A 12,482-nucleotide genomic window follows, 5' to 3' on the forward strand; every position below is an offset into this window, starting at 1 on the left:
GCCGAAGGTCCGGCTGCGCGGCGCCTGGGCGGACATGCCGCAGGGTGTCCGGAAGCCGGTGCTGCGGGGCACACGGCGTTGTGAGATCGGCAAGCGCTAGCCGGAACCATCCGGCCGACTACCTCGCTTTGCAGCGACATAGCGCACGAGCGCACTGACCTTCTTCGATGGGATCACCGATGATCACCAGGCGACCCCGCCTCTGCGCCGCCGCCGGCCTTCTGACCCTGGCCTTTTCCCCCTCTTCCATCGCACCGGCTCATGCCCAGACGTCGGCAGAGACCTCGGAGACCGCGCCGAAGAGCGAGGCGGGCGGGATCGAAATTCCGCTGATCGGGCGGGTGCAGCTTCCAGGATTTCTCGCCGGCTGGTTCGGCGGGGACGAGGAGGCGGCGGAAAGCGCGGAGGCCGAGGGCGCGAATGCGGAGCCGCCCGCGGTCATCGTCCAGACCGTGGCGACGCAATCGGTCGGCGACACGATCGAGTTCATCGGCACGATCCAGCCGATCGAGCAGGTCGCCGTGCGCGCCCGCGTCGACGGCTACGTGCAGGAGGTCGCGTTCAAGGGCGGGCAGGCGGTGAAAGCCGGCGATCTTCTCTTCCAGATCGAGCCGGCGCAGTACGAGGCCTCCCTCCGCGCCGCGGAGGCGCAGCTCTCGGGCGCGCAGGCGAGCGTCAATCAGGCCGAGCGCAACTTCCAGCGCCAGCAGCAGCTCTCGCAAAGCGGCGTCACCGCCCGCGCGACGCTGGACGACGCCACCGCGCAGCTCGAAAACGCGCAGGCGACCTTCCTCCAGGCCAATGCCGCCGTCACGCAGGCGCGGTTGAACCTCTCCTACACGCGCATCGAGGCGGCGATCGACGGCGTCATGTCCGCACCGCTCATCACGCGCGGCAACTACGTCTCGGCCGGCACCACCGCCGACATGGCGACGCTGACGCAGATGGACCCGATCTGGGGCGTCTTTCCGATCGGCGAGGGCCAGCTCGTCACCTGGCAGCGGATCGGCGTCGGGGAGACGCAGGAGCCGCCGATCGCGCGGAACGGCGAAACCGGCTCGGGCGCAGAAGGCGACCAGACGGCCGCGATCGACGAGGGTGGCGAGGGCGACGCAGGCTCCGCCCCGACCGAGGCGGCAGCGCCCGCCCAAGGCGGAACGCTCGTCGCCTCCGCCGACGGCACGGCTGCCGCGGGCGCGGTGCCTCCGCCGCCGGGCTCGGAGACGATCGAGGCTTCCGCGCGGGCCGACAGCCAGGATATCGGCGACGACTTCGTTCTCTCGCTCCGCCTGCCCAACGGCTCCGCCTATCAGCCGACCGGCCGTTTCGACTTCGTCGGCAACACGGTCAATCCGGCGACGGGCACGGTGGAGGCGCGCATTGCCTTCCCCAATCCCGGCGGCTTCCTGCTCGCCAACCAGAACGTCACGCTGGTCGCCAGCGAGCGCCATCCGCCGGTCCTGCCCGTCGTGCCGCAGGCCGCGATCCAGCTCTCGCGCGAGGGCCGCTCCGTGCTTCTCGTCAAGCCCGACGAGACGATCGAGCGCCGCACGATCGAGGTCGGCAAGAAGATCGGCAACATGACCTCCGTCACAAGCGGGCTCACCGGCGGCGAGACCGTCGTCGTGCGCGGCTCGGCCGCCGCCAAGGAGAACGCGAAGGTTCGCCCGCTCACCGAGGAACAGGCCGAGGCCGAGGCCGAACAGCGGCGCGCGAGCCGCCCGGCCGCCGGCGACGGGACGAGCGCCGCGGGCGGCGGGGCCGCGCGATGATCTCGAGCACCTTCATCCGGCGCCCGCGCCTTGCCGGCGTCATCTCGGTCGTCGTGGTGCTCGCCGGCCTTCTGGCCATGGCGGTCCTGCCGATCTCGCAATATCCCGAGATCACACCGCCCACCGTCAGCGTCTCCGCCAATTATCCCGGCGCCGATTCCACGGTGCTTGCCCAGGCCGTCGGCGATCCGCTGGAGCGCGCGATCAACGGCGTCGAGGGCATGACCTACATGTCCTCGACCTCGACGGATTCGGGCACCTATTCGCTCTCGATCACCTTCGCCATCGGCACCGATCCCGACATCGCGCAGGTCAACGTCTCCAACCGCGTGCAGCTCGCCACCGCCCAGCTGCCCGAGGCCGTGACGCGCCAGGGCGTGACGGTGCGCTCGCGCTCGCCGAACTTCCTGATGGCGGTCGGCTTCTTCTCCGAAGGCGGGCGCGTCTCCACGATCGACATCGGCGCCTATCTGTCGACCAGCGTCGTCACCGCGCTCCAGCGCATCGAGGGCGTGGGCGATGCCAACGTCATCGGCAATTCCGACTATTCCATGCGCATCTGGACGGACCCGCGCCGCATGAGCGCGCTCCAGATCTCCTCGGCCGACATCACGCAGGCGATCGCCTCGGCGAACCTTCCCGCCTCCACCGGTCAGATCGGCTCCTCCCCGGCTTCCGAAGGACAGGCGATCGTCTACACGATCACCTCGCAGGGGCAGCTGAACACGGTCGAGCAGTTCGAGAACATCGTCGTGCGCGCCGAATCCTCGGGCGCGATCGTGCGCGTCAAGGATGTGGCGCGCGTCGAGCTCGGCTCGGAGAGCTACGCCGTCAACAGCTTCGTCGGCGGCGATCCCGGCAAGACGATCCAGATCAACCAGTCGCCCGGCGCCAACGCGCTGGAGACGGTGACGGCGGTGCGCGCCGAGCTGGAACGCCTGCGCGGCGAGTTTCCGGCGGGCCTCGACTACCGGATCATCTACGATTCCACCGAGTTCGTGGATGCCACGATCCACGAGATCCTCCTGACGCTCGCCATCACCGCGGCAATCATCGTCATCGTCGTGTTCCTCTTCCTCCAGGACTGGCGCTCGACGCTGATCCCGGCGCTCGCCATCCCGGTCTCGATCATCGGCACCTTCGCCTTTCTCCTGGCCATCGGCTTCACGATCAACGTCATCACGCTTCTGGCGCTGATCCTCGCCATCGGCCTCGTCGTCGACGACGCGATCATCGTGGTGGAGAACGTGCAGCGGGTGATGACGGAGAAGAAGGTCGACCGGGTCGAGGCGACCGAGATCGCGATGAAGGAGATCACCGGCCCGATCGTCTCGACGACGCTGGTGCTGCTCGCGGTCTTCCTTCCCACGACGTTCCTGCCCGGCCTTTCCGGCCAGCTCTACCGGCAGTTCGGCCTCGCGCTCTCGATCTCCGTCGTCCTCTCCTCGCTGGTCGCGCTGACGCTGACGCCCGCGCTGACCGCCGCCATGCTGCGCCCGCCGGGCAAGGCCTGGGGCCCGCTGCGCTGGTTCAACCAGGGGCTCGACGCCACGCGCAACGCCTATCTCGGCGGCGTCTCCTTCCTGGTGAAGCGGGTTCTCGTCGCGCTCGCCGTCGTCGCGCTCGGTCTCGGCATCACCGTTTTCTCGCTGGCGACGCTGCCCTCCACGCTCCTGCCGGACGAGGACCAGGGCGCGATCCTCTTCGACGTCTCGCTGCCCGACGGCGCCTCGCTCCAGCGCACGACGGAGGCGATGCTGGAGATCGGCGAGATCCTCGACGGCACCGAGGGCGTCAACGCCTATGTGCTGAACGCCGGCTATTCGCTGCTTCAATCGGCCCAACGCACCTCCGGGGGCCTCGGCATCGTCACGCTGAAGCCCTGGGGCGAGCGGCCCGATCTCTTCGCGATCCTCGCCGAACTCCAGGGCAAGTTCGCCGCGATCCCCGGCGTGCAGGTCGCCGCCTTCCCGCCGCCGCCGATCCCCGGCCTCGGCTCGGTCGGCGGCTTCTCCTTCGAGCTGGTGGCGCAAGGCGGGCAGGAGCCGGCGGAGGTCGCCCAGGTCGCGAACTCCTTCATCTCGGCGGCCAACGAGCGGCCGGAGATCGAGGGGGCGCGCACGACCTTCTCGGCCGACGTGCCGCGCCTTTACCTCAAGATCGACCGCGACCGGGCCGAGACGCTCGGCCTCAGCGTCGCCGACATCTACGACACGGTGGGCGGGGCGATGGGCGAGACCTTCGTCAACCAGTTCATCTACGACGGCCGCATCTATCAGGTCCGCCTCCAGGCCCAGGCGGACGCGCGCATGGCCGAGAGCGACATCGGCAATCTCTACGCCAAGAACGCGAGCGGAGAGATGGTGCCGCTGCGCTCGGTCGTCTCCGTGGAGACGACGTTCGGCCCCTATTCGGTGCCGCGCTTCAACCTCTTCACCTCCGCCAAGATCACCGGCCAGCCCGGCGCCGGGTTCTCGTCGGGCGATGCGCTGACGGCGCTTCAGGCGGTGGCTGCCGAGACGCTGCCCGAGGGCTATTCCTACCAGTTCTCCGGCACGTCCTACGAGGAGCAGCAGGCGGGATCCGTCACCTACATCGCCTTCGCGCTCGCCTTCGTCTTCGCCTATCTCTTCCTCGTCGGCCAATACGAGAGCTGGCTCCAGCCGCTGACCGTCATGCTCTCCATCGCCATCGCCGCGGCGGGCGCGGTCGGCTCGCTCCTCGTCTTCGGCTACACGTCCAACATCTACTCGCAGATCGGCCTCGTCATGCTGATCGGCCTGGCCGCCAAGAACGCCATCCTGATCGTGGAGTTCTCCAAGGAGCGGCGCGAGCTGGACGGGATGGAGATCACCGAGGCCGCGCTCGTCGGCGCCAAGCAGCGCTTCCGCGCCGTCTTGATGACCGCCCTCTCCTTCATCCTCGGCCTCCTGCCGCTCGTGCTGACGACGGGCGCGGGCGCGGCCTCGCGCAATGCGATCGGCACGGCGGCGATCGGCGGCATGCTGGCGGCGACCGTCATCGGCATCTTCGTCGTGCCCGCCCTCTTCGCCATGTTCGAGCGGCTGCGCGAGGGCCGGCAGGGCAAGCTCTGGGGCCGCGAGCGCGAGGACGGCAGCGACCTCTCCGAGCGCGCGCGCCGGAACAAGGAAGCGGCCGCGGCCGAAGCCGGGAGCGATGGGCCGATCGAGGTCGAGCCCGGCCGCTATCCCTGGAGCTTCGGCAAGGGCGAAGCGCCGTCGGCGACGCCGGCCGAGTGAACGGGCCGGGGGTCGTCGAAGACGCGGGTTCCGCACCGTTCCGGTGTCGGAGACGGACGGGTCGGGCCGGCGGCGAAACCCGCCACCGCCGCGATTTCGTCCGCCGGGCCTCCTAGCCTCGGTCGGCTGCGATGGCGGCGATGTGTTCGGGGCCGATGCCGCAGCAGCCGCCGACGATGGTCGCCCCCTCGCCCGTCCAGCGGCGGACCCATTTCAGGTAGCTTGCGGGATCGAGATCGGCGCGGATTTCGGAAATGCCGGCATAGGGCTCGTCGGACGGCGGCTCCGGCAGGAAGGCATTGGCATAGACGCCGAGCGCCGCATCCGGCCGCTCGGAGCCGTCGATCACGCGCCGCGCGGCGATCACGGCCTCGCTCATCACCTCCGGCTGGCTGCAGTTGAAGAGAACGCCCGCGGCGCCCGCTTCGAGGGCCGCTTTGACCGCCGCCTCCGCCGTCTCGCCCGAGCGCAGCTCCGGCGGGCCGGTGCGCCCCGCCTCGTCCTTCAGCGTGAAGGAGACGTAAGCCGGCTTTCCCGTTCCCTTCACGGCGGCGAGCGCGGTCAGCGCTTCCACGATGGAGCTCTGCGTCTCGATCAGCCAGAGATCGACATGCGGCGAAAGGCCGGCGACGAGACTGTCCAGAATGCGCGGCGCCTCCTCCGGCCGGAACTGGCCGGGCCGGTAGCTCTCGAAGAGCGGCGGCAGGGAGCCGGCGACGCGCACCGGACGCTTGGCGGCATCGGCCACATCGCGCGCGATGCGCCCGGCGCGGTCGGCCAGCGCCTCGCCCTCGGCGGCGAACCTCGCCTCGCCGATCATGTGCGGCACCAGCCCGTAGGAATTGGTGGTGATGATCTCGGCGCCGCTTTCCACATAGGCGAGATGCGCCTTCTCGACGAAGTCGGGGGCCTCGATCAACGACAGCGCCGACCATTCCGGCAGGCGGAAGGGCGCGCCGAGCCGCTCCAGGAGCCGGCCCATGCCGCCGTCGAGAAGGGTGAAGGTCTGGGATGCCATCGGGGCCTCTTCCTTTGCGTCAGGCTCTCTCGACCTGATGGCCCCGGCCGAAGCGGATCTCCAGGCGATGCTGGAGAATTTCGAGGCCGATCGAGACGATCCAGTAGATGATCGCCGCCGTGAGGAGCATTTCCATATAGTGATAGGTCGAGCGCCCATAGGACTGGGCGAGGAAGTTCAGCTCCCAGAGCCCCATGATGGAGACGAGCGAGCTGTCCTTCAGCATGGAGATGAAGAGCGCGCCCGCCGGCGGCACGATGACCCGCATGGCCTGCGGCGCCACGACCTTCCAGCCGACGATGCGCGGGCGAAGGCCGAGCGCGCGCGCCGCCTCGCGCTGTCCGGCGGGCACGGAGGAGATGCCGCTGCGGATGGTCTCTGCCAGATAGGCGCCGTAGTTCAGGGACAGCGCCAGCACGCCGGAGGTGAGGCCGGACAGGACGATACCGAACTGCGGCAGCGCCAGATAGATGAGAAGCACCTGCACGAGAAGCGGCGTGCCCCGGAAGAAGGAGGCGTAGAAGGTCGAGACCGCGAAGGCGACGGGGTTTCGGGACAGGCGGCCGAGCGCGGTCAGCATGCCGACGGCGAGCGCGCAGACCATCGAGACCGCCGTCACGAAGAGCGTCAGCATCAGCCCCTGGAGGAAGCCGTCCGGGGAAAGACGAAGGCCGAGGAGGAAGGGCAGCTTCTCCCCGATCAGGCCGAAATCCAGCCCGAGCGCGGAAAGCGCGAGCGCCAGCCCGGCGAGCAGCGCGCCCCAGGTCAGCGCGACCTTCAGCCGGAAGGCGGCGGGGCTCTTCCAGCCGGAAGCGCGGGGCGGAGCGTCCTGCGAAATCGGATCAGCCGCCCGTCTTCGGGCTGATGTCGACGCCGAACCATTTCTGCGAGATCGCGGCCAGCGTTCCGTCCGCCTTCAGCTCGTCGACGATGCGCTTCACCTCGGCGTTCCATTCGGGATCGCCCTTGTCGGTGACGACCGCGTTCGGCTCGGCGAAGAGCGGCTCGCCGAGGATCTTCAGCTTGCCCGTCGCCTTTACCTGGCCCTCGGCCGTGCCGAGCGAGGCGACGATCGCATCGAGCCGAACGCCGGCCCCGAGCGCCAGATTGTGGAAGTTCACGGTCTCGTCGCCCGGCGTCGCCTGGACCTCGCCGAAGGGGAAGGCGATCGGCGCCTCGCCGGGAATGGCGAAGTTGCGCCCGAGATAGGCCTCGTAGGAGGAGCCGGTGCCGACGCCGACGCGCTTGCCCGTGAGATCGGCGACGGACTTGATCGCCGTCTCGTCCTTGTTCACGACGAGGACGGCGGGAACGCTGTAGTAGATGGCGGGAAAATCGACGACCTTGGCGCGCTCCTCCGTCGGCGTCGCCGAGGAGATCGCGACGTCCCAGCGCCCCGCCCAGCGGCCGCCGATGATCGCCTCCCAGCCGGGCGTCTCGATCTTCAGCTCGACGCCGAGCTTCTTGGCGAAGGCCTTGGCGACGTCGACGTCGAAACCGTCGAGTTCGTTCTTCTCGTTGATGAAGCCGAAGGGCGGATAGTCGTTGACGACGACGTCCACCACCGTGTCCGCGGCGCGCACGCGGTCCAGCGTCTCGCCGGCGGAGGCGGCGCCGGCACATAGAAGCAAGGCGGCCAGGCCGAGGCCCCAGGCACGCGGGCGTTGGATCGATGCCGGCATGGAGAGATCGTCCTTCAAGACGCTGAACCGGTCCGCCGGGGCCGGGGCGAGGCGCTCAATGTGCACGGGGCCGCCCGGGTCGGCAACGGCGGCAAGGACGGCCCACCCGGCTGCCGGCGGAAAACCGTTTCACCGACGGGCGAAAAATCAGGATGCCTGCCTTTGCCTCCCGTCGCCCGTCGGTTTGGCGCGTCAAGGACGCTCCCAGCTGCCGGACGCGGCGGAGCGGAAGAAGGCGTCGATGACGCGCATGTTGAGGACGGCGTCCTCGATGCCGACCTCCAGCGGCGGCCCGCCGAGGATGGCGGCCGAGACCGCGTCGCCCTGGAGCGTGTACTGGTTGGAGACGGGCAGCTCGATCAGCTCGCGGCCCGTGCCGAAGAGATCGCGGCCGTCGTCGACGAGAATGCGCGTCGGGCGGTCGATCGGCGAATTGAAGGGAATCTCGATCTCGATGCGCCCCTTGGTGCCGAGCACGGTGACGCGCTGTGCGGGGGCCAGCTGCGTGGCGGAGGTGAAGGCCAGATGCCGCGCGCCGGAGAACTCGGCGATGCCGGTGGCCATGCGGTCGGTGCCCATGTCGGGATCGATGTCGAAGCTGGCGACCACGCGCTCGGGCTCGCCCCCGAAGAGATAGCGCGCCGTCGCGATGGCGTAGCAGCCGATGTCGTAGAGCCCGCCGCCGCCGATCTCGGGATTGTTGCGGATGTTGCCGGGGTCGGTCAGGTGGTAGGCGAAGACCGTCTGGATCGCCCGCGCCTCGCCGATGCGCCCGCCCTGGACCAGCTCGCGCGCCGCCTTCCACTGCGGATGGTGGCGCACCATGAAGGCCTCCGCCACGATCTTGCCCGTGCGCGCGCTCGCCTCCACGAGAAGCGCGGCGTCCTCGGCGTTGAGCGCCACCGGCTTTTCGCAGAGGACGTGCTTGCCGGCCTCCAGCGCCTTGATCGTCCAGGGCACATGGAGGTGGTTCGGCAGGGGATTGTAGATCGCGTCGATATCGGGCGCGGCGAGCAGCGCCTCGTAGGACCCGTAGGCGCGCTCGATGCCGAGATCGTCGGCCACTTTGCGGGCGGTGGCCGCATCGCGCGAGGCGATGGCGGCGACGACGGAGCGCTCGCCCTGCTGCATGGCGGGGATCACATGGACCCGGCCGATCTTGGCGGTCGACAGAACGCCCCAGTTCACCTTGCGCGCGGCCGGCTTGCCCGCCGTCTCCTTGATCGTCATCTGGCTCATCCTCCCCTCGCCGCCGGGCTCTCTCGCACCGGCCGCTCTTCGAGGGGAGGCTACACGGCCCGGCCGCCCGGCGAAACCGAGCGCCTGCGCTCGTTCACAGGGAGGAGGCGCGAGGGGCCTGCGGGCGGTCCCTCGGCGAGCGAGGCCGCCCGGATCAGAAGGCCCGGGCGACGCGGGAGTGCAGGTCGTGGACCGGCGAGGTGGCGTGCCGCGGCGGGACGTTCCGCGTCCGCTCGGCGCCGTCGATCTTGAACTGGCCGAGCAGCTTGTTCAGCGAGTTCACCTCGGCGGAGAGCTCGTTGCAGGCGGCCGTCGATTCCTCGACCATGGCCGCGTTCTGCTGCGTGCCCTTGTCGAGCGTGCCGACCGCGACGTTGATCTCGCTGAGGCCGGAGGCCTGCGAGCGGGCCGATGCGACGATCGCGTGGACATGCGTGTCGATCTCGGCGACCTTGTCGACGATGCCCTGCAAGGACTCGCCGGCGCGGCCGACGAACTCGACGCCCTCCTCCACCTGATGGCGCGAGGTCGAGATCAGGCTCTTGATCTCCTTGGCGGCTTCCGCCGAACGCTGGGCGAGACCGCGCACTTCCTGGGCGACGACGGCGAAGCCCCGGCCGGCTTCACCTGCGCGTGCCGCCTCGACGCCCGCGTTCAGCGCGAGAAGATTGGTCTGGAAGGCGATCTCGTCGATGACGCCGATGATGTTGCCGATCCGGTCGGACGATTCCTCGATCTTGCCCATGGCCTCGACGGCCTTGGTGACGATGCTGCCGGACTGCTCGGCCTCGGCCTTGGTGCGCGACACGAGATCGCCGACCTCGTCGGCCCGGCGGCTGGAGAGGCGCACGCTGGTGGTCATTTCCGCGAGCGCCGCGGAGGTTTCCTCGATCGCCGCCGCCTGCTGCTCGGTGCGGCGGGCGAGATCGTCGGAGGCCGCGCGGATGTGCTCGGAGCCCGACTGGATCACGTCGGCATTGTGACGAACGACCTTCATCGCGCCCTGAAGCGTCTCGACGGACGTGTTGAAGCTCTGGCGGATCGGATCGAGGCCGGAGGCGAAGGCCTCGTCGATCCCGCTGCCGAGGTCGCCCTCGGCCAGCGCGCCGAGCGCGGCGCCGAGGCGGCGCACGGCGACCACGCGGCCCGTCACGTCCGTCGCGAACTTCACGACCTTCACGATCCGGCCGTTGAAGTCGAAGATCGGATTGTAGGAGGCCTGGATGTAGACGGGGCGTCCGTCCTTGCCGATGCGCGTGAACTCGTCGGCGACGAACTCGCCGGCCCGCAGCTTGGTCCAGAACGCCTGATAGTCGGGCGACTTTACGAAGGCGGGCTCGACGAAGATGCTGTGATGGCGGCCGATCACCTCGGACAGGGTGTAGCCGAGCGCGGAAAGGAAGTTCGGGTTGGCCGTGCGGATCGTGCCGTCGATGTCGAACTCGATGATCGCCTGGGCGCGATCGATCGCGGCCATCTTGGCGGAGTTCTCCATCTGGCTGAGCTTGGTCGCCGTGATGTCGTTGCAGAACTTCACGACCTTGAGCGGCTTGCCGTTGCCGTTCAGGATCGGGTTGTAATTGCCGCGAATGAAAACCTCTTTGCCGTTCTTGCCGATGCGCTTGAACTCGTCGCACTCGAACTCGCCCCGGGCGAGCTTCGCCCAGAAGGCGGCGTATTCGGCCGAGCGGGCGTGGTCGGGCTCGACGAAGATCCGGTGATGCTGCCCGATGATCTCCTGCGGCTTGTACTCCATCAGCTCGCAGAAATTCACATTGGCGCTCAGGATCTTGCCGGAGAGATCGAACTCGATGATCGCCATCGACTTGTCGAGAGCGGCCAGAATCCTATCAGCATTCGAACTCAGAAAATTGACCATCCGCTCCAGCCCCAGATCTACCGCCGCTCGGCACCCGTTCTCCGAAGCGCCAAAACGATAGAAACATTGCGAGCTTAAAACTTCTTAAAGTGCTGCCATAGATTATGTCGCGATGATTATCATTCGCATTTATTTCATAACAATTCCAGGATGAGTATCCGCACATGAACTTCATCGATCGGCTGTAGCGATCACTCGTCCCAATGTGCTGGAAACACGGGTCTTTCACACGTATCGCGCACGAAGCTTGAGAAAGTGCGCGCAATCGCTCTGCAGTTCATCGCTTCGGTTATAGCTTCTGCTTCGCACATTCGTCTCGAGCGGTGTTAGGCCGCTGAAAAGATGAGCCGTTTTCCACGCGGGGACGGTTTTCTGCTACGGAATGTCGCAGGAACCTCCGAAATCGTCCGCCCGCCGTCCGATTTACCGCGTATCACCGGAAAACGGAGAACTCGCCGCGGCCGAAGCGCCATCCGAGAGCCGCCCGACCGCCGCGGGAAACCGGTCGCCTCTCCCCTCGAGCTGTCGAAGCAAGATCGAACCGTTTCCGCCGGGCGGGAACCAGACGCCCACGTCCCGGCATCGGCCGGCCCGATCATCCGCCCCGCAGCGTTCGAGAGGGCGTCTCCCCGAAGAAATCCCGATAGGTGCCGGAGAAGCGGCCCCAGTGCGAAAAGCCCCAGTCGAGCGCGATGTCGCAGATGCGCCGGCTCGTCCGCCGGGCTTCGATGATGTCGCGGCGGGCAAGGTCGAGACGGCGCGTCAGGAGCAGAGCGTCGAGCGCGGTGCCGAGCACGGCGAGCGAGGCGCGCCGAAGCTCCGCCGACGAAGCGCCGAGGGCACGGGACAGGCTTGCGACCGTCGCGGGCTCTCGCGGATGGGTCGCCAGCCAGTCCTGCATCTCGCCGTGAAGCGCATGGGCGCGGCGGTCGATGCGCGGACGGTCGGCGGACGAGCCGGACAGGGAGGCCGACAGGGCGCCGAGCCGGTCGCGCAGGAGGTCGGCGATCAGGAGGTCGAGGCCCGGCGAGCGCGCCGCCTCGCCGCTGGCATAGACCGCCAGGAGCGAAGCCAGCCAGTCGAAGAGCGCATCGGCCGACGCCGTCGACGGCCCGGTGCGGACGGCACCCGCTTCCGGCCGCGCGTCCTCGTCGAAGACCGCGATGTCGGCGACGACCATGATGATGTCGCTGTTTTCCTCGCTGACGCCGAGCCGCGACCAGCCATGCCCGACGCCGAGACTGCCGCCGACCTGGCCTTCGCCGTTGGAATGGAAGCCGCCCGCATGGGACGGAAGGCAGAAGGACACGACGCGATCCTTCGGCGCGGTGAAGGCCTGGACGACGGACACGTTGATCCGCTCGCGCAGGATCGAGAAGCCGGGCAGGGACAAAGAGGAGATGGAGCCTTCGAAACGGCCGGGCGACAGCTGGCTGTAATGCTGCGCGAAACCGGGGAGCGAGCGCTCCTGCTCGCTCGCCTCCTCGAAACGCCGCATGGCGAAGGCGCCGGCGGAAGAAGGCTCGCCGGGCATCGTTTCTCCGCTGCGCGGGGCCGTCGAAGGAGAACCCATGCCGCCTGAGTAGCGCTAGGGGAGATCGTAAGGCAATCGTCGGAAAGCCTCTTTTGAGG

The 12,482-nt window shown here is 68.5% G+C and carries 8 protein-coding genes; 2 read left to right on the plus strand and 6 right to left on the minus strand.

Going from position 1 to position 12,482, the window contains the following annotated elements:
- Window positions 1–179: 179 nt before the first annotated feature.
- Window positions 180–1,772 (plus strand): efflux RND transporter periplasmic adaptor subunit, encoded by a 1,593-nt coding sequence (locus tag ASG62_RS08705; RefSeq protein WP_056687933.1) that lies wholly within the window; start codon window positions 180–182, stop codon window positions 1,770–1,772.
- A complete protein-coding gene (locus tag ASG62_RS08710) occupies window positions 1,769–5,032 on the plus strand; it encodes an efflux RND transporter permease subunit (protein ID WP_082536859.1) in 3,264 nt (1,087 codons plus the stop codon). Before ASG62_RS08705 ends, ASG62_RS08710 begins: the two co-directional genes overlap by 4 nt.
- Window positions 5,033–5,144: 112 nt before the next feature.
- Here ASG62_RS08710 and ASG62_RS08715 read toward each other — a convergent pair whose 3' ends face one another.
- The 6 genes from ASG62_RS08715 to ASG62_RS27820 all read right to left on the minus strand — a co-directional run bounded on the left by ASG62_RS08715 (window position 5,145) and on the right by ASG62_RS27820 (window position 12,384).
- The gene (locus tag ASG62_RS08715) at window positions 5,145–6,050 is read right to left on the minus strand and encodes a homocysteine S-methyltransferase family protein (RefSeq protein ID WP_056687936.1); all 906 of its coding nucleotides are present in this window, start codon (window positions 6,048–6,050) and stop codon (window positions 5,145–5,147) included.
- A 19-nt stretch (window positions 6,051–6,069) separates the two neighbouring features.
- On the minus strand, window positions 6,070–6,888 hold the full coding sequence (locus ASG62_RS08720) for an ABC transporter permease subunit (RefSeq protein WP_082536860.1): 819 nt from the start codon (window positions 6,886–6,888) through the stop codon (window positions 6,070–6,072).
- A 4-nt stretch (window positions 6,889–6,892) separates the two neighbouring features.
- Entirely contained in the window at window positions 6,893–7,732 is an 840-nt protein-coding gene (locus tag ASG62_RS08725; RefSeq protein WP_056689329.1) for a transporter substrate-binding domain-containing protein, read from the minus strand.
- A gap of 192 nt (window positions 7,733–7,924) precedes the next feature.
- Window positions 7,925–8,962, minus strand: coding sequence for a Gfo/Idh/MocA family protein (locus ASG62_RS08730; protein WP_056689331.1), 1,038 nt, complete (start codon window positions 8,960–8,962; stop codon window positions 7,925–7,927).
- A gap of 163 nt (window positions 8,963–9,125) precedes the next feature.
- Entirely contained in the window at window positions 9,126–10,850 is a 1,725-nt protein-coding gene (locus ASG62_RS08735; RefSeq protein WP_056687942.1) for a methyl-accepting chemotaxis protein, read from the minus strand.
- 595 nt (window positions 10,851–11,445) lie between these two features.
- Window positions 11,446–12,384 carry a helix-turn-helix domain-containing protein gene (locus tag ASG62_RS27820; protein ID WP_056687945.1) on the minus strand — a complete coding sequence of 313 codons (939 nt, stop codon included), beginning with the start codon at window positions 12,382–12,384 and terminating at the stop codon, window positions 11,446–11,448.
- Window positions 12,385–12,482 lie beyond the last annotated feature (98 nt).

Source organism: Aureimonas sp. Leaf427 (assembly GCF_001425485.1).
Classification (GTDB): domain Bacteria; phylum Pseudomonadota; class Alphaproteobacteria; order Rhizobiales; family Rhizobiaceae; genus Plantimonas.